Consider the following 17,203-nt stretch of genomic DNA (forward strand, 5'->3'; position numbering starts at 1 on the left):
CGACCTGGGCGGGACGGGTGGGAACGGCTGACGAACATCGATGATGGGAGCGCTTCCAAAGCGAGCCAATTTCGGTTACGGTAATCGCGTTCCTCGATCGCGGGAGCCGTCGCGTCGGGTGGTGGAGCCAGGGCAGCTCCGCCCGTCCCGTCGTCGTGCTCACCCCGTCGTCGTTGCTCGTCCCCCGGGCCACGGCGTCACCCAGGCGATCGAACCCCGTCCCCCGGGGCTCCATCCCGAGAGGAACCGCAGATGCGGAGAAGTCTCGCCGGCACGATCGTGTCCGTGCTGGCCGCCGCCACAGCCGTCGTGGTGGTCCCGTTCACCGCCGCTGGGTCGGCCCCCACCCCGGCCGCGGCGGAGGCGTACACCTGGCGGAACGTCCCAGTGGGCGGTGGCGGCTTCGTACCCGGCATCGTCTTCAACCCCACCGAGAAGAACCTCATCTACGCGCGCACCGACATCGGCGGGGCGTACCGCTGGGAACAGACCAGCCAGTCCTGGACGCCGCTGCTCGACTGGGTCGGCGCCGACCGGTGGGGCTACAACGGCGTGGTCAGCATCGCCACCGACCCGGTCCAGACCAACCGGGTGTACGCGGCGGTCGGCATGTACACAAACGGCTGGGACCCGAACAACGGCGCGATCCTGCGCTCGACCGACAAGGGCGCCACCTGGCAGGCCACCGAGTTGCCGTTCAAGAACGGCGGCAACATGCCGGGCCGGGGAATGGGGGAGCGGCTCGCCGTCGACCCCAACCGGAACAGCGTCGTGTACTACGGCGCCGAGGGCGGCAACGGGCTCTGGCGCAGCACCGACCACGGCGTGACCTGGGCCCGCGTCGCCGCCTTCCCCAACGTCGGCAACTACCGGGCGGACCCCGGCGACCCGAACGGCTACAACGGGCAGAACCAGGGCCTGACCTGGGTCAGTTTCGACAAGAGCACCGGCACCGCCGGCTCCACCACGCAGACCATCTACGTGGGCGTGGCGGACAAGGAGAACCCGGTCTACCGCAGCACCGACGGCGGCGTCACCTGGGCGCGCATCCCCGGTCAGCCCACCGGCTACCTGGCCCACAAGGGGGTCGTCGACCCGGTCGGCGGTCACCTCTACATCGCCACCAGCGACACCGGCGGCCCGTACGACGGCGGCAAGGGCGACGTCTGGAAGTTCACCCGGTCGACCGGGGCCTGGACGCGGATCAGCCCGGTGCCCTCCACCAGCGCCGACGCCTACTTCGGCTACAGCGGGCTGACCATCGATCGGCTTCGCCCGAACACCCTGCTGGTGGCCACCCAGGTCTCCTGGTGGCCGGACGCCATCTTCTTCCGCAGCACCGACGGCGGGGCGACCTGGACGCGGATCTGGGAGTTCAGCAACTACCCGGAGAGGTCCCGCCGCTACACCATGGACATCAGTTCGGTGCCCTGGTTGACCTTCGGTCTCCACCCGGCACCTCCGGAGGACGCGCCCAAGCTCGGCTGGATGAACGAGTCGGTGGAGATCGACCCGCACGACTCCAACCGCATGATGTACGGCACCGGTGCCACCATCTACGGCACCACCGACCTGACCAAGTGGGACACCGGCGGTCAGTTCACCCTCCGGCCCATGGTCCGAGGGCTGGAGGAGACCGCCGTCCTCGACCTGATCAGCCCGCCGAGCGGCGCACCCCTGATCAGCGCGCTCGGCGACGTCGGCGGTTTCCGGCACACCGACCTGGACGCGATTCCGTCGATGCTGTTCACCCAGCCGGTGTTCACGACCACCACCAGCCTCGACTACGCCGAGAGCAAGCCCGCGGTGCTGGTGCGCGCCGGCAACTTCACCGACGCCGACCGGCCCAACGACAGCCACGTCGCCTTCTCCACCGACGGCGGCGCCACCTGGTTCCAGGGCACCGAACCGTCCGGAGTCAACCTCGGTGGCACGGTGGCCGCAGCGGCCGACGGCAGCCGCTTCGTCTGGGCACCCGGTGACGCGGGCCAACGCGTCGTCCACTCGGTCGGTTTCGGCAACTCCTGGGCAGCGTCGACCGGCATCCCGGCGAACGCCACTATCGAGTCCGACCGGGTCGACCCCACCCGGTTCTACGGCTTCAGCGGCGGGCGTTTCTACCTGAGCACCGACGGCGGGGCCAGCTTCACCCCGACCGCGACGACCGGGCTGCCCACCACCGACGTGCGGTTCAAGGCGCTGCCGGGCCGGGCCGGCGAACTGTGGCTGGCGGGGCCGGGTGGTCTGTGGCGCTCCACCGACGCCGGCGCCAGCTTCACCAGGCTGGACGGCATCAGCGCCTCCGGCAACGTCGGTTTCGGCAAGGCGGCACCCGGGCGGACCAACCCCGCGGTCTTCCTCTACGGCACCGTGAACGGTCAACCGGGCGTGCACCGTTCCGACGACGCCGGCGCGACCTGGGTACGCGTCAACGACGACCGCCACCAGTACGGCAATCCGACCGAGGCGCTGACCGGCGACCCGCGTGTCCACGGTCGGGTCTACCTCGGCACCAACGGTCGCGGCATCCTGGTCGCCGAGCGCAGCGGGGGCGAGCCGCCGACGACATCACCGCCCACCACGCCACCGCCGACCACGCCACCCCCGACCACTCCGCCGCCGTCCGCCGGCTGCGCGGCGACCTACCGGGTGACCGGCTCCTGGTCCGGCGGTTTCCAGGCCGAGTTGGTGGTCCGCAACGTCGGAAGCGCCCCCATCGCCGGCTGGACGCTGGGCTGGACCTTCACCGACGGCCAGCGGATCGACCAGCTCTGGAGCGGCACCCACACCCAGACCGGAGCCGCCGTGTCGGTCCGGGACACGGGCTGGAACGGCGCGCTCGCCGCCGGGGCCAGCACCACCGCCGGCTTCCTCGGCTCGTGGGCCGGTAGCAACACGTCCCCGGCCGTCATCACCTGCACGAGCCGCTGAGCGGGTGATCCGGGTCGGGACCCCGGATCACCACCAAGCACCGGTCCGCCGGGCCGCCTGAGGGGTCCGGCACCCGGCGGACCGGGTCCACCCCCGGCGCCATCGCGGGCCCCGCTCGACCTGAAGTCGATCGGGGCCCGCTGTGGCGCTGACGTTCAGATGGCGGGGGAGTTGGGACGGTCGACGTCGACGAACTCCACGTCGTCGACCGCTTGGTCGTCCCGGCTGCCGGCGGCCCGCGCGGCGGAGCCGACGGCCCAGCCGACCGCCGCGCCGACGAGCGCGGCGCCGATCAGGAGCGTCCAGGGCAGTGCCGGCTGGCGGCCGGCGAGCGCGTCGAAGGCCAACGAGGCGCGGCGTCGCGCCTCGTCGGCGGCGGATCCCACCAGGTCACCCGCCCCGTCGGCGAGATCGCTGCTGTTCTGGCGGGCCGAGCGGGCGGTGTCCCGCACGCTGTCTCCGGCGTAGCTGACGGCTGAGAGCAGGTGCTCCCATGCCTGATCCGCGATCCGCTCCGGCTTGCTGCGACGGTCCAGCAGGTTGGTTCCGAACATCGTGGTTACCTCCTCGGGTGCCGAAGCCGCCGGCCACTTCGGACTTCGGCGTCTTTCCAGCGCGTCACGGTGTCGCCTACCCCGCAGTGCCCCGCGTCGGCCGGACGCAAACCCCGACCTCCGCGGAGCACCCGGTAACTCGGCGCTCCGGAACTCGGCGCGCCGCCGAATCAGCGCACCGCTGACACGGCGACACCTCGGGCGAAGTCGTCGTCATCGTCGTCATCGTCGCCTCCGCCACCGAAACCGCAGGCCAGGACGAGGGCGAGCAGAACACCGACGCCGGCCAGCCCGGCAAGTCGCTTGATCATCGAAGATCCTCTCCGTCGCGGGGTGTCCCGGCCGATGCTAGGGCGCGTGGGCAACCGGGGGCGCGGGTCGCGCCGGTCGGCGGTGGGCGACACGCCGACGGCACACGGGGCAGGCGTACGTCATGGGCCGGTTGTCGGGCGCGCCGGGCCGGGACCGCTACCCTGGTTCGGCGGCGGGCCGGTCACGACCGATCGCCGGTGCTCAGATAACGAAAAGTCTTGAGTAAACAGATACTGAAAAGTGCGGATATGGGTGGCTTTGTGGGCCCGGATCCGCGAATTGCTCATCCCGAGGGGTGGCGACCGAGGCCGTCGGAGGAATACTCTCGGTCGCGGCCCGCGTACTGATGAGGCGCCCGGGGGACGGGCGGGTGGAGGTGCTCGCGTGAGCCTGTCGATCGTGAAGTCGGTTCTGTCCGGTGGTGTCGTGGAGATCGCCCCACGGGGTGAGATCGACGTCGACACAGCGTACGAGGTGCGCGAAGCGATCGCAGAGGTGCTGGCCAAGGGCCGCCCTCTACGTATCGAACTCAACATGAGGTTGGTCACCTTCATCGACTCGGTCGGCATCAGCGCCATGGTCGCCGGCTTCCAGACAGCCGAGGTCAGCGACGTCAAGCTGGTGGTCACCGAGCCGAGCCGGTTCGTGCACCGGCAGCTCTGGGTGACCGGCCTGCTCGGCCTCTTCGGTGCCCCGGAGCCCTACTTCGCTGGCGCTGCCACCCCCGAGGTGCTGCCCGGCGCCTGAGCGCGCCGGGCTGCCCGTCAGGGCTGCTCGTCCAGGCCGGTCAGGTCGACGTCGGTCGCCTCGGTGACCGCTCGGACGGCCGTCACCGACGCGTACCCGGCGGCCAGCAACGCCACGTCCGTGCCCGGCTGTGCGGCCTGCCCCGGCTCCTCCAGCGAGGTACGGACGAACCCGTGGCCGGATTCGGCCACCGTCATCTGCACCTGACCGAAGCTGGCCAGGGTGCCGCGCCGCACCCCGCGCAGTTGCCCGTGCGGCAGGTCCGGGGTGTTCACGTTGAGCACGCTCTCCAGGGGCGCGGAGGTCAAGCGGGGGAGCAGGTCCAGGGCCACCCGCGCGGCGGTGCCCCAGTGCCGCTCGGCGTCGCGTACCCGGGCTGCGGCGTCCACGGCGGCGCCACCGCTCGCGGCCGTCGCCTCACCGGCGGACAGCACGTCCAGGGAGACCGCCATCGCCCGGCAGCCGTTGGTGGCGGCGGTGAACGCGGCACCCACCGTCCCGGAGTGCAGCACCGCCCGGCCGGCGTTGGCGCCCCGGTTGACCCCGGAAAGCACCACCGACGGCGGCGGGCCGAACGCCCCGTGCAAGGCGATCAGCGTGATGAAGCCCGGTGACCCGGCGACCCCGTACGCCGGCACACCCGCCAGGTCCGGCAGCGGATGGTCGTTCACGACGACTCGCCCGTCGCGCTCCATGGCGCTCATCGCGGCGCTGGTGCCGCTCGCCTCCTCCATCGGCGCGGCCACCACGACGTCCAGGCCCCGCTGCCGGGCGGCCCAGGCCAGCGCCTGGATGCCCGGCGCCGCGATCCCATCGTCGTTGGTGATCAACACCCGCAGTGTCATCGCTCGACCACCCGGCCGGCCAGCTCGTCCGGGCTGGTCCGCTCCTGTTGCCGGCTGTCCGCCGGCACCAGCCGGACCCGGTCCACCAGGCCGGTGATCGAGTCCAGCCGTCCGGTGCCCAGGCCATGCCGGGTCACGTTCAGTGCGCCGGCGGCGGCGCCGGTGCGGATGGCGGTCCGAATGTCCCCGCCCCTGGCCACGACGGCCGCCACTCCGGCCGTCATCGAGTCACCCGCGCCGCGCGGGTCGGCGGCCTCCAGCCGGGGCATCTCGACCTGGAACAGCTCCCCCTCGATGAGCGCCAACGCCGGCTGGTCGGCGCGGCTCACCACCACCGTCTCGGCGCCGCCCGCGTGCAGCTCGTACATGGCCCGGGTCAGCTCCTCGGTGTCGTCGCTGCGGGCGCGGCCGTCGCGGATCAACTCCTCGTGACTCACCTTGAGGAAGAACACACCGCTCTCCAGCACCGAAGCGAGGTGATCGCCGGAGAGGTCGACCACCACCCGGCCGCCGTTCGCGCCGAGGTCGGCGGCGAAGCGTCGATACAGGTCGGCCGGTACGAGCCACGGTTCGTTCGGCCCACTGAGGATGCTCACCGAGGCCTGCAGGCCCTCGCCGAGGGCGAGGTTGTACAGCTCGTCGATCTCGTGCCGGCTCAACGGCTGCCCGGGCACGTCGGCGATCTCCTGCCGGGAGCCGTCGCGGCGATCGTGCACGTACCCGCCGCTGCCCGAGTCACGGACCACCACCTTGAGGTCCACGCCCTCACTGACCAGCAGTGGCTCCAGCACCTGGCCGATCTCACCGCCGAGGGCGGCGCAGAGCACCACGTCGACTCCGAGGGAGATCACCATCCGGGCCTGCCAGACGCCCTGCCCGCCAGGGTGCAGGTGCAGCTCGGGGTGGTCGTTGGGCTGGTCCACGGTCACCGTCAGCTGTGGAGTGGGCGCGAAGACCATCACGTGCCCACTCATCGGTCGTCGCCGTTCATGCTGGCCGCCCTCCGGCATCTTCGGGAAGATTTCGCACTAACCGACCTTAATGGCGCAGGTGGTGGCAGGTCGTCGCATCGGCCGGGTCCGGCGCGGCGCCGAGGGCCCGGGGGCGTTGCCAGCCAGACATCGGTACGGGACGATCGAGCGACAAACGACGGCGGGAGACGGTGTGCGCAGCAGCGATACCTTCAGCTACACCGTCCAGGCCCGGTGCTCACCCGCCGAGGCGGCAGCGTTGCTCAGCGACCTGACCCGGCAGGGCGAGCTGCACCCGCTGATCGTCCGGGTCCGCCGGGTGCCGCCCCGGCCTGGCGCCCAGGCCAGCTACACGATCAACGACCGGTTGGCGGCCGGTCCGCTGCGCTTCCGGACCACCTACCACGCGGACGTGCTGATCAGCGAGGCCGACGAGATCGTCATGGTGGCCCGCCAGTGGCCGGCCACCACAGTGCGCAACCACACCCGGCTACGCGCCGAGCCGGACGGCCTGGTCCGCATCGACGTGGAGATCACCCTGACCGCGCCGACGCCGCTGTTCCGCTACGCGTTCCGCCAGGCCCAGGCCGCTCACCTAGCCCTAGCCACCCGGCTGGGCGCGGCCCTCGACCGCACCGGCACCCCGCCAAACCCGACCTGACCCGCGCCGCGTCGCCCCGCCCGCCGCCCCGCCGCGTCGATCTTGCAGTTTCGGTTGTCTATGTCGGCGTAATGCCCCATATGTCGGGACAGTAAGTGCAAGATCGCGGAGCAGGGCAGGTCGCTTGCGCTTGGTGCGACGTGCTCAGCGGGGGTGGCGTCTAGATCGTGGTTGTAGCGCGATCACGGCTCGTGCGGGCGGGTCGGGTGGCGGGACGCCGGCCCCAGGGCTTGTAGGTGGACAGCACCGTCGCGATGATCATCAGGCTGGTCGACACCGCCGGCGCGATGACCAGGTCGGCGCGATCCCGGGCGGGCAGGGCGGCGCCGACCGCTCCGGCGTGGCGCAGGTTCGGGGTGAGCAGGAACAGCACCAGCCCGACCATCACCGTGGTGAGCACGAGCTTGACCAGCACCCAGCGGTGGCGCAGCAGGCCCCACGGGGTGAGCAGCGAGCTGGCGACCCCGATCAGCCAGACCAGGACGCTCAGCGGCGCGAACAGCACAGTGCCGACCAGGGCCGTGACCGGATAGACCACAGCCGGGTCGGCGCCCCGCTGGACGGCGATGCCGAGGGTGAGCAGCACCAGGTCGGCGCCGAGCCAGCCGAGCGAGGTGACGAGATGCAGGGTGAGCAGCGCCTTGCGGGTGGTGGGTCGGATCCGAGGCATACCGCGATGCTTCCCGCCGACCGCTGCCGGGTCGTCCGACGATCGACGACATCACGGGTACGCCCGGCGACGTAGCCCCGCCCCGGACACACGTGATGCCTGTGAGCCACCGAACGACTCACAGGCATCACGACGCGTGGGTCAGTAGACCGACAGGTGTACGTGGTTGGTGTGGTCGGTCGACGGGGTGCCCTGCGCCCCGCTGTACGACTTCCACCCGCTGCTGGGCAGCCAGATCTGCCTGTACCAGATCACGTAGAGCACGGCGAGCCGGTCGGCGTTGCGGATGAAGTACGCCGCCAGGTTGTTGCCGTACGTCTTGTCGCCGCCGGTGGCGTTCCCGCCGAAGCCGCCCTTCTGCGCCGCGAAGTCGCAGGCCCGGCCCTTCGGGTGTTCGCCGGAGCCGCTGGGGCGGTGGCACGAGACGTAGCGGGTGAATCCGGCGGCCTTGGCCTGGTTGAGCGCGTGCAGGGTGCGCGGGGTGATGCAGCCGTTGGCCGGCGTGGGGTCGTTGACGCTGCACGACTCGGAGGGCCAGGAGCCGTCGGAGTTGCGCGGTGCGGCCTTCGCGTTGGCGCTGGAGGTGCCCCGGTTGGAGCCGCCGTCGGCGGTGGTCTGCGGTTTGGGTGTGGTGGCCACTGTCAGGGCCCGTTCGGCCTGCTCCTTGCGCTTGGCCATCACCGCGACCTGCTTGCGTTGTTCGTTGATCTCGCCGTCCAGGGCGACCCGGGTGCGGTTGGCCTTGTCCTTGCTGTCCAGCAGGTCGCGCAGCACCCGGTCCTCGTTGGCCGCCACCGCGTCCAGCGCGGCCGCCCGGTCCATGAAGCCTTCCGGAGTGTTGCTGTTGAGCAGCGCCGACATCGCACCGAGCCGGCCGGTGCGGTACGCCACCTCGGCGATCTCGCCGACCTTGCCGTTGCGCTGGTCGATCTCACCCTCGATGGTCGTCAGCTGGGTGGCGAGTTGCTTCTGCCGTTGCACCGAGGTGTCCAGGGCGCGCTTCGCGTCCAGGTAGCCCTTGCTGGCCGCCTCGAGTTGGGCCCGCAACGCCGGGGTGCCGCCCTCCTCGTCGGAGTCGGGTGCGGCGGCCCGCAGGCCGGTCGGGGGAGCGGCCGAGGCGGTGCCGGCCGGAAGCGCGACGCCGAGGGCGAACATCGCGACGATCAGGGCCGCCAGTCGGGCGGCGGGTGGTCGTGCTGGTGCCACTGCGCATGTCCTTCCGTCAGCCGCCGACCGGGTTAGCTGACGGGTTCGGGACGGAAGATCCCTACCGCTGACGCGGATACACCCCAGGAACATGGTTCCCCGGTTCGCCCAGTTGGGCGATTAGGCGGCGACCGCCACCGGCGCCGGGAGGGCGCCGCCTGGTGGAGGCCGGGACCGAGCCTACCGGTGCGGGTGGGGCCGCTGCAGCCGATGTGACGGACGGTGCGTGCGTCACCACGGAAAATTACGGATCCGTCACCATTCGATGGAGCCACAGGCTCCAGAAGCGGCGCCGGGCTCAATCTGCAACGTCGCGTGCTCGATGCGGAAGTCGTCGTGCAGGGCCGTACGCGCCGCGGTGAGCACCGCGCCGACCTCCGCGCCGGGTGCCATGGTCAGGTGGGCGGAGGCCACCTCCATGCCCGAGGTGAGCGTCCAGACGTGCAGGTCGTGCACCTCGACGACACCGGGAACGGCGGCGAGCCGGTCGTGCACGGCGGTCACCTGGAGGTGCTCCGGGGCGGCCTGCACCAGGATGCGGATGGCGGCGCGGGCCAGCCGCCAGGTGCGCGGCAGGATGAAAACGCCGATGGCGACCGCGACCAGGGGGTCGGCCCACCACCAGTCGGTGACGGTGATGAGCAGCGCCGCGCCGATGACGCCGAGCGAGCCGAGCAGGTCACCGAGCACCTCCAGGTAGGCGCCCTGGAGGTTGATGCTCTCGCGGGCCCCGGCGCGCAGCAGCGCGAAGGCGGCGATGTTCGCGAGTAGGCCGAGCACGGCCACCGCGAGCATCGGGCCGGCGATGACCTGGTGCGGGTCGCCGAAACGGCGGATCGCCTCGATCACCACGTAGATCGCGACGCCGGAGAGTAGGACGGCGTTGGCCAGCGCGGCGAGCACCTCGAGCCGGTAGAGCCCGAAGGTGCGCTGCGGGTCGCCGGTCGCCCGCCGGGTCGCCGTGATGGCGGCGAGCGCCATCCCGATGCCGAGCACGTCGGTGAACATGTGCCCGGCGTCGGAGAGCAGGGCGAGCGAGCCGGTGTGCAGGGCGGCCACCGCCTCGACCACCATCAGGGTGGCGAGCAACCCGAACGCCGCCCAGAGTCGACCTCGGTGCTGGTGTGCGGCATTGGCGACGGACCCATGGTGGTGGTCATGACCTGCGCCCACGAGAACCACCTTCCGCCGCTGGTCGGGACCCGGTCAAATGTATGCTCACATCGCTATGTGTGCAAGTGTACGGGCAGCGCCGTCCGCTGGTGGCGCTCCGCACACGTCAGCCGGTCGGGTCGATGGTGGTGAGACGCTGGGTGGCCCGGGAAAGCGCCACGTACAGGGTGCGCACCCCGGCACCCGGATCTGCCCGGATCTCGCTCGGGGCGACCAGCACCACCCCGTCGTACTCCATGCCCTTGGCCTCCAGGCTGGTCACCACCTGCAACCTCGGCGCGCCGAGCGCGCCCAGCCACCCGGCGACCTCGTCCCGGCGGGGGACCGGCGTGATCACCCCGACCGTGCCCTCCACCTCGGCCAGCAGGCCGGCGGCGGCCTCCACCGTCGCGGTCTCCAACCCCGTCGCGGGCACCACCAGCTCCACCGGCTCGACCCCGGTGGAGCGGACGGCGGTCGGCAGCGGCAGGTCCGGGTAGAGCCGACGGATCTCCGCCGCCGCCACCGCGAAGATCTCCGCCGAGTTGCGGTAGTTGGTGGTGAGCGTGAAGTCGTGTCGCTTGCGCCGGCCCAGCGCCTGGTCGCGGGCCCGGTCCAGCTCCTCCGGATCGCCGGTCCACGCGGTCTGCGCGGGGTCGCCCACCACGGTCCAGGAGGCCAGTCGGCCGCGTCGACCGATCATCCGCCACTGCATCGGCGAGACGTCCTGCGCCTCGTCCACCACCACGTGCGCGTACTCCCGGTAGTCCTCCGGGCGTTCCCGGGCCGCCGCGCGGGCGGCCCGCTGCCGTTCGCCGAGCGTGCTCAGCTCACGGACGCCGCCGGCGAGCTGGAACGGATCGCGTCGCGCGCGGGCCGGCTGCGCGGGCTTACCGAGCAACGCGTCCAACTCGTCAAGCAGCGCCACGTCGGCGATGGTCAGCCCGGCCGAGTCCAGGTTCCGGTACGCGGCGTTGAGCAGCCGGATCTCCGCCGAGGAGAGGATCCCCCCGGCGTACCGGCGCAGCCGGTCCGGCTGCGCCAGCCAGCCGAGCACGTGCCGGGGGTGCAGCCGAGGCCACCACGCCTTGAGGAACTCCCGGAACTCCGACCGTTCGGCGATCTCCGCCTCGAAGGCCGGTTGCTCCGGCAGCCGACCGCTGCTCAGCTCACGGGCCTGCGCCCAGAGCGCGGCGAACACCCCGTCGAAACCGGCCCGGCGCACCTCGTTGCGTCGTGCGCCGCGTTGCAGCGCGCGATCCCGGATTCGGTCCAGCGCGGCCCGGTCCAACCGCAGCAGCGTGCCGCGGTAGAGCAGCCGCAGCTCACCCGGGCCGCCCGGCACCGCGTCGCGGGCCGCCCGCTCCAACACCCGGCGCATCCGCAGCGAGCCCTTCACCGCCGCCACCTCGGGCGGGTCGGGGCGGGTGGCAGTCATCCCCGGGAAGAGGGTGCCCAGCGAGTGCAGGGTCGCGGTGTCCTCACCGAGCGACGGCAGCACGGAACCGATGTACTCGACGAAGACCGACGACGGGCCGACCACCAGGATGCCGCCGCCGGCGTAGCGGCTGCGGTCGGAGTACAGCAGGAACGCGGCCCGGTGCAGGGCGACAGCGGTCTTGCCCGTGCCGGGGCCGCCCGCGACGATCGTCACGCCGGAACCGGGCGAGCGGATCGCCTCGTCCTGCTCCCGCTGGATGGTCGCCACGATGTCGCGCATGCCCCGGCCGGTGGCCTTGGACAGGGTGGCCAGCAACGCGCCGTCACCGACGACAGTCATCCCCTCCGGGGCGGCCGTCGGGTCCAGCAGGTCGTCCTCGATCCGGGTGACCCGCTCGGCGCGGGACTGGATGGTGCGGCGCCGCACCACGTCCAGCGGCTGTGCCGGGGTGGCCTGGTAGAAGGCGGCTGCGGCCGGCGCGCGCCAGTCGACGACGAGCGTGACAGCGTTCTCGTCGCGGATCCCCAGTCGCCCGACGTGCAGCACCTGACGGTCGCGCAGGTCCAGCCGACCGAAGACCAGCCCCTCGTGCTCGGCGTCCAGGGTGTGTCGCCGCTGCGCCGCGTGGAAGACCATCGCGTCGCGCTCGACCAGGGCGCCGTGCGTGCCCACCCGAGCCATCCGGTAGCCGTCACGCTCGGCGCGGACGGCCGACTGCCGCAGTTCGGCCAGTCGGGCGTACACCCGGTCGAGGTGTCGTTGCTCGACGGCGATCTCCTGCTCCAGGCCGGTCTGGTCGGTCAACGCACGCTCCTTCAGAGGTCGCCGGCAGGCGGCGGGAACCGCGCGGGCCAACCGAGAAGAGTACGGCCCTGGGCCCGACCCGCCGCGCCCGAGGTGCGCGAACGTGCTCAGGCACCCGCCTCGGCGGGGGCCGTGCCACGGTGAGTCGGCGGCGGTGCGCCACGGTGAGTCGGCGGCGATTCGGCGAGCACCCGTCGCAGCACGCCGCCGAGCGCGGCGTTGACCTCGTCCGGACGCTCCATCATCAGCATGTGCCCGGCACCCGGGCAGACGGTCAGCTCGGTGGCCGGCAGGGCCGCCGCGATCGACTCGGCGCACGGCGGTGGGGTCAGCCGGTCCCGGTCGCCGACCAGGGCGGCGGCCGGCAGGTGGGCCAACGCGGCGAGGGTGTCCAGTCGGTGCTGGGTGCCGATGGAGGCGCGGAACCCGCCGATCGAGCGCAGCGAGGCCCGAGCCACCGCCGACGTCACCAGGCGGATGTCGGCCGGCTCGCAGCGGTCACCGAAGAGCATCCACCGGATGCTCGGTTGCAGCGCGTTCAGCAGCGCCCGGGGCGCACGCCACGAGCCACACCGGGCCAGCACCCCGGCGCCGGTCGTCTCGGCCAACCGGATCAACCGGGCGATCCGCGGCGAGAGCCCGTAGACGGTGTGCGTGTGGCCCTCGGCGGTGGTCGAGACGAAGACCAGGCCGGCGGTACGGGCGGCGAAGTGCGCGGGGTGGCGGTGCGCGTACTCCATGATCGTCATGCCGCCCATCGAGTGCCCGACCAGCACCACCGGGCCGGTCGGCGCGACCGCGTCGATCACCGCGGCCAGGTCGTCACCCAACTGGGCGACTGTGGCAGTGGGCAGCGCCATGCAACTCGACCGACCGTGCCCCCGTGCGTCGTAGGCGACCACCCGCACCGCATCGCCGAACGGCGGTGCCGTGAGCGCGTCGACCTGCCGGTGCCAGGCACGCCCGTCCAGCGTCCAGCCGTGCAGCAGGATGGCGGTGACCTGGGCGTCCGTCGGACCCGTCGCCTCGACGTTGAGCCGTACGCCGTCCGGCAGACCGACCTCGAACCGCTCCGGCATCGCCACACCTCCCCAGGGCCGCCCAGTACCACCAGCACCTCCGATACCCGGCGGTAACACCGGCTACCCGCCATGACACCACGCCAATCGCGCCGTGCCGAAGATTCCCGACCTCGCCCGTGCCGGACGGCGGCGGGCCAAGCTGGACGGCATGGGGTCGTCGGGAGCGCCCATGGGTGCGACGTCGGGGCAGGGGCGGCAGGCCGGCGGCACACCCCGTGCCGCGCTGGCCGACCTGCTCGCCGGCAATCGGCGGTTCGTCAGCGGCCAGCCGGTGCACGGACACGACGTCACGGCCGCCGCCGCGGCCTCCGGCGACCAGCAGCCGTACGCGGTGGTGCTGGGCTGCATCGACTCCCGGGTGCCGCTGGAGGCGATCTTCGACCAGACCTTCGGGGCGATCTGCGTGATCCGTACCGGGGGGCACGTGCTCGATCGCGCGGTCTGCGGCTCGATCGAGTACGTGGTCGGCCAGCTCGGCGTACCGCTGGTGATGGTCCTCGGCCACGAGCGGTGCGGCGCGGTGCAGGCCACCGTGGAGGCGCTGCGCACCGGGCAGCGTCCCGGCGGGTCGCTGGCGCACCTGGTGGACGAGATCGCCCCGGCGGTCACCGAGGCGGGGCTGGACGATCCGGCGGTGCAGCCGCTGGCGATCCGTCGGCACGTCCGGCGCACGGTGCGCACCCTGCGCGAGGACTACCTACTGGCCGGGCCGGTGGCCGCCGGTCGGGTGGCAGTGGTCGGCGGCCTCTACGACCTGGCCACCGGCGAGGTCGCCCTGCTCGATCCAGGCTGACCTGCCGCCGGACATGCGAAACCGCCCGCCGGGAAGTCCCAGCGGGCGGTTCCGTTGGTGCGGTGGGGGAGGGCTCAGCCCTCGAAGACGCCGGCCGCGACCAGGCGCTTCTCGGTGGCCTCCCAGCCGTCACCCGGGTGGGTGACAGCCAGGTTGTTGATCTCCGCCCGGATCTTGGCGGCGTGGCCGGCGGCGGCCAGAACGCGGATCTCCTCGACGAAGGCGTCGGAGTCCGTGCGCAGGTGCGCGGTCTTGCCGTTGGTCAGGTTCCGCACGTAGGCGTGCTTGCCGCCGTTGAGCGGGATGAGGTACTTGAACTCGCCCAGCACGCTGAGGGCGCCACCCTGGCCAGCCTGGCCGGCCCGGACGGACGCGCGCGCGGTCTTAGAGGTGTTGCTCGCCACGGAGGTACTCCTTGCAAGACGTACGGGAGGACTGGACGTCCGGGGGCTGTGTGCGGGTCGTACGTGACTCGACCCGCGAAGGTGTAACGCGGCATAAGCCGCCGGTGGAACTGTACAGGACCACGACATCATGCTGGTCGTCGCGGTGTCCTGAGAGGCAACGGCGACCACCCGTCCGGCTATTCCACCCGGCGTTTTTTCCGATTCCCTGGCGCACCACGCGTCACAGGAGTCATCATGTGTTGCAGCAGCCACCTGGGTGGACGAGGTCGTAGGGGAAGACGCACCTCGCTCTCCCGGGAGGTCACCGTGCCAACGCGTGGCGTCGTATACGTCCATTCGACCCCGCTCGCCGTGTGCTCACACGTCGAGTGGGCGATCGCGCGCGTCCTAGCCGCGCCGGTCAACCTGCAGTGGACGGCTCAGCCCGTCGACCCCGGCGCACGCCGGGCCGAGTGCGGGTGGACCGGTCGTCCCGGGACGGGCGCCGAGCTGGCTGTTGCCCTCCGGCAGTGGCCCATGATCCGTTTCGAGGTCACCGAGGAGCCGAGTCCCGGTGCCGACGGTGAGCGGTTCATGTACGTGCCAGCCCGTGGCCTGTTCCGGGCAACTGTCGGCGTGGCCGGCGACATCCAGCTCGGCGAGGACCGCCTTCGGGCGCTGATGGCGACCTCCCGGGCCCCTGAGGCGCTGGCGCACGCCCTCGACAAGGCGCTCGGCACCGCGTGGGACGCTGACCTGGAGCCCTACCGGTACGCCGGTGACGGCGCCCCGGTGACCTTGCTCACTCGGGTCGGCTGACCCGGTCGGCGGGCCGCTGGCCGTGGGCCGTCGCACCGGTGACGACCGGTAAGGTCAAGTTGCCCCGATAAGGGAGAAGCTGGTGGGATGGGCGGCGTGTCGAATCGCCCGTGGCGCGCCAGTGTCGCTGTCGCCGCCCTGACCGCCCTGCTCGTCTCCGGCTGCTCGGGTGACCCGGAGCGCCCCACGCCGACGCCCAGCCCGGTCGCCACGTCCGCGGGCCCGAGCGTCCCGGCGGCGCCGCCGGCCAGCGACCCCGCCGGCCGCGCCGCCGCGCTGGTGGCGACGCTGTCCGACGAAGATCTGGTCGGCCAGGTGCTGATGCCGTACGCCTACGGCGACTCGGCGACGAAGGTCTCCGCCGGCTCGGCGGCCGGTAACCAGGCCCTCGCCGGGGTGGACACCCCCGCCGACATGATCGCCAAGTACCGACTGGGTGGTCTGATCCTGGTCGGCTTCAGCGCCGACGACCCGACAAAGGGCAACCAGGAAACCACCAACGTCGACAACCCCAAGCAGGTCCACGAACTCACCACCGGGCTGCGGACCGCTGCCGGTCGGCTCGCCGCCGGTTCGGCGCCGCTGCTCATCGGCACCGACCAGGAGTACGGCGTCGTCACCCGCGTGACCGACGGGGTCACAGTGCTGCCCAGCGCCCTCGCGGCCGGCGCGGCCGGTGACCCGAAGCTCACCGAGGCCGCCTGGCGGGCCGCCGGCGCCGAGTTGGCCGCGATGGGCATCAACATCGACTTCGCCCCGGTGGCCGACGTGCTGGCCACCCGCAGCGCCGTGATCGGCTCCCGGTCGTACGGCGCCGACCCGAAGCAGGCCGCGGCGCAGGTGGGCGGCGCGGTCCGTGGGCTCCAGGCGGTCGGGGTCGCGGCCACCCTGAAGCACTTCCCCGGGCATGGCCACAGCGCCGACGACTCGCACAAGGACCTTCCGGTGCTGACCCAGTCCGCCGCGGCGTTGCGGAGCGGCGCGTGGCCCCCGTTCACCGCCGGGATGGACGCGGGCGCGATGGCAGTGATGTCCGGTCACCTGGACGCGCGCACGATCGACCCGGGGACCCCGGCGACGTTCTCGCACAAGCTGCTCACCGATGTCCTGCGCGGCCAACTCGGCTTCAAGGGCGTGGTGATCACCGACGGGATGAACATGCCGCCCGCGATGCGCTGGGCTCCCGGCGAGGCGGCGGTCCGGGCGCTCAACGCCGGTAACGACCTCATCCTGATGACCCCGAACGTCGGTCAGGCGTACGACGGGCTGCTCGCCGCGCTGCGCGGCGGATCGCTGCCCCGGCCCCGGCTGGTCGAGGCGGTCACCCGGGTGCTGACCATGAAGTTCAAGCTCGCGGAGTTGCCGGCGGCGCAGATGTCCACGCTCAACACCCCGGCGCACCAGGCGGCGGCCGACGCGCTGGCCGCCGCCGCCGTCACGGTGCTGCGCGGCGCCTGCGGCAAGGCGGTACGCGGGCCGGTCACCGTCACCTCGTCCGGCGGTCGGGACGGCACCCGGGCCGCGCTCACCGCCGCGTTGACCGCCGTCGGGGTGCAGGTCAAGCCCAGCGGCGGCACCATCGTGCACCTGGTGGGATACGGCGACGGCGCCAAGGACCTGAGTCCCGACGCGGCGATCACCGTCGCCATGGACACGCCGTACGTGCTGGGCGACGCGAAGTCACCGACGCTGTTGGCCACGTACTCCTCCAGCCGTGCCTCGATGACCGCCCTGGCCGCCGTGCTCGCCGGCAAGGCCCGGCCGGGTGGCCGGTCCCCGGTGGCCGTTCCCGGACTGCCCGCGACGACCTGTGGCACCTGACCGATCGG

Annotated in this window: 16 protein-coding genes and 1 riboswitch; of the genes, 6 read left to right on the plus strand and 10 right to left on the minus strand. The window is 72.3% G+C overall.

All coding sequences use genetic code 11. The features are described 5' to 3' along the window. Positions 1-252 precede the first annotated feature (252 nt). Positions 253-2,931 (plus strand): cellulose binding domain-containing protein, encoded by a 2,679-nt coding sequence (locus NIE111_RS27480; RefSeq protein WP_238687201.1) that lies wholly within the window; start codon positions 253-255, stop codon positions 2,929-2,931. Positions 2,932-3,086: 155 nt separating this feature from the next. Here the strand turns inward: NIE111_RS27480 and NIE111_RS27485 are convergent, their stop codons facing one another. Both NIE111_RS27485 and NIE111_RS27490 read right to left on the minus strand, forming a co-directional pair. Then, a complete protein-coding gene (locus NIE111_RS27485; protein WP_238687202.1) occupies positions 3,087-3,485 on the minus strand; it encodes a hypothetical protein in 399 nt (132 codons plus the stop codon). Between the two features lie 170 nt (positions 3,486-3,655). Further along, positions 3,656-3,796 (minus strand): hypothetical protein, encoded by a 141-nt coding sequence (locus NIE111_RS27490; RefSeq protein ID WP_167457621.1) that lies wholly within the window; start codon positions 3,794-3,796, stop codon positions 3,656-3,658. A gap of 385 nt (positions 3,797-4,181) precedes the next feature. On the opposite strand from NIE111_RS27490, the gene NIE111_RS27495 reads away from it, so the two are divergent. Next, a complete protein-coding gene (locus NIE111_RS27495) occupies positions 4,182-4,544 on the plus strand; it encodes an STAS domain-containing protein (protein ID WP_030330302.1) in 363 nt (120 codons plus the stop codon). A 17-nt stretch (positions 4,545-4,561) separates the two neighbouring features. Here the strand turns inward: NIE111_RS27495 and surE are convergent, their stop codons facing one another. Together surE and NIE111_RS27505 are read right to left on the minus strand one after the other, a co-directional pair. After that, positions 4,562-5,389, minus strand: coding sequence for a 5'/3'-nucleotidase SurE (gene surE, locus NIE111_RS27500; protein ID WP_238687203.1), 828 nt, complete (start codon positions 5,387-5,389; stop codon positions 4,562-4,564). Further along, positions 5,386-6,363: a 1-phosphofructokinase family hexose kinase gene (locus NIE111_RS27505; protein ID WP_238687204.1), complete on the minus strand. Its 978-nt coding sequence runs from the start codon at positions 6,361-6,363 to the stop codon at positions 5,386-5,388. The genes surE and NIE111_RS27505 overlap by 4 nt, the downstream gene beginning before the upstream one ends. Positions 6,364-6,553: 190 nt before the next feature. Here NIE111_RS27505 and NIE111_RS27510 point away from each other — a divergent pair, with 190 nt between their 5' ends. Continuing rightward, positions 6,554-7,021, plus strand: coding sequence for an SRPBCC family protein (locus tag NIE111_RS27510; protein ID WP_238687205.1), 468 nt, complete (start codon positions 6,554-6,556; stop codon positions 7,019-7,021). 160 nt (positions 7,022-7,181) lie between these two features. Here NIE111_RS27510 and NIE111_RS27515 read toward each other — a convergent pair whose 3' ends face one another. The 5 genes from NIE111_RS27515 to NIE111_RS27535 all read right to left on the minus strand — a co-directional run bounded on the left by NIE111_RS27515 (position 7,182) and on the right by NIE111_RS27535 (position 13,373). After that, positions 7,182-7,691: a hypothetical protein gene (locus tag NIE111_RS27515; RefSeq protein WP_238687206.1), complete on the minus strand. Its 510-nt coding sequence runs from the start codon at positions 7,689-7,691 to the stop codon at positions 7,182-7,184. A gap of 141 nt (positions 7,692-7,832) precedes the next feature. Then, entirely contained in the window at positions 7,833-8,897 is a 1,065-nt protein-coding gene (locus NIE111_RS27520) for a coiled-coil domain-containing protein (RefSeq protein WP_372488418.1), read from the minus strand. Positions 8,898-8,902: 5 nt separating this feature from the next. Further along, a riboswitch (cyclic di-AMP (ydaO/yuaA leader) is annotated at positions 8,903-9,034 on the minus strand. A gap of 118 nt (positions 9,035-9,152) precedes the next feature. After that, positions 9,153-10,070, minus strand: a complete 918-nt coding sequence (locus tag NIE111_RS27525) for a cation diffusion facilitator family transporter (protein ID WP_112582575.1) — start codon at positions 10,068-10,070, stop codon at positions 9,153-9,155. A gap of 106 nt (positions 10,071-10,176) precedes the next feature. Next, positions 10,177-12,294 (minus strand): HelD family protein, encoded by a 2,118-nt coding sequence (locus NIE111_RS27530; protein ID WP_238687207.1) that lies wholly within the window; start codon positions 12,292-12,294, stop codon positions 10,177-10,179. 107 nt (positions 12,295-12,401) lie between these two features. Then, the gene (locus tag NIE111_RS27535) at positions 12,402-13,373 is read right to left on the minus strand and encodes an alpha/beta fold hydrolase (protein WP_238687208.1); all 972 of its coding nucleotides are present in this window, start codon (positions 13,371-13,373) and stop codon (positions 12,402-12,404) included. A 94-nt stretch (positions 13,374-13,467) separates the two neighbouring features. Between NIE111_RS27535 and NIE111_RS27540 the strand changes: the two genes are divergently transcribed. Then, positions 13,468-14,169 carry a carbonic anhydrase gene (locus tag NIE111_RS27540; RefSeq protein ID WP_372488419.1) on the plus strand — a complete coding sequence of 234 codons (702 nt, stop codon included), beginning with the start codon at positions 13,468-13,470 and terminating at the stop codon, positions 14,167-14,169. 74 nt (positions 14,170-14,243) lie between these two features. Here NIE111_RS27540 and NIE111_RS27545 read toward each other — a convergent pair whose 3' ends face one another. Next, a complete protein-coding gene (locus NIE111_RS27545) occupies positions 14,244-14,573 on the minus strand; it encodes a hypothetical protein (RefSeq protein ID WP_238687209.1) in 330 nt (109 codons plus the stop codon). 309 nt (positions 14,574-14,882) lie between these two features. On the opposite strand from NIE111_RS27545, the gene NIE111_RS27550 reads away from it, so the two are divergent. Both NIE111_RS27550 and NIE111_RS27555 read left to right on the plus strand, forming a co-directional pair. Then, positions 14,883-15,374, plus strand: a complete 492-nt coding sequence (locus NIE111_RS27550; RefSeq protein ID WP_238687210.1) for a DUF3145 domain-containing protein — start codon at positions 14,883-14,885, stop codon at positions 15,372-15,374. An 87-nt stretch (positions 15,375-15,461) separates the two neighbouring features. Beyond that, on the plus strand, positions 15,462-17,195 hold the full coding sequence (locus tag NIE111_RS27555) for a glycoside hydrolase family 3 protein (protein WP_238687211.1): 1,734 nt from the start codon (positions 15,462-15,464) through the stop codon (positions 17,193-17,195). Positions 17,196-17,203: the final 8 nt, after the last annotated feature.

It is taken from the genome of Micromonospora hortensis, from assembly GCF_022230935.1.
Taxonomy (GTDB): domain Bacteria; phylum Actinomycetota; class Actinomycetes; order Mycobacteriales; family Micromonosporaceae; genus Micromonospora; species Micromonospora hortensis.

Coding starts and splice junctions, on each gene's coding strand:
- NIE111_RS27480 (WP_238687201.1), top strand. CDS start 253: ATGCGGAGAAGTCTCGCCGGCACGATCGTGTCCGTGCTGGCCGCCGCC.
- NIE111_RS27485 (WP_238687202.1), bottom strand. CDS start 3,485: ATGTTCGGAACCAACCTGCTGGACCGTCGCAGCAAGCCGGAGCGGATC.
- NIE111_RS27490 (WP_167457621.1), bottom strand. CDS start 3,796: ATGATCAAGCGACTTGCCGGGCTGGCCGGCGTCGGTGTTCTGCTCGCC.
- surE (WP_238687203.1), bottom strand. CDS start 5,389: ATGACACTGCGGGTGTTGATCACCAACGACGATGGGATCGCGGCGCCG.
- NIE111_RS27505 (WP_238687204.1), bottom strand. CDS start 6,363: ATGAGTGGGCACGTGATGGTCTTCGCGCCCACTCCACAGCTGACGGTG.
- NIE111_RS27515 (WP_238687206.1), bottom strand. CDS start 7,691: ATGCCTCGGATCCGACCCACCACCCGCAAGGCGCTGCTCACCCTGCAT.
- NIE111_RS27535 (WP_238687208.1), bottom strand. CDS start 13,373: ATGCCGGAGCGGTTCGAGGTCGGTCTGCCGGACGGCGTACGGCTCAAC.
- NIE111_RS27555 (WP_238687211.1), top strand. CDS start 15,462: ATGGGCGGCGTGTCGAATCGCCCGTGGCGCGCCAGTGTCGCTGTCGCC.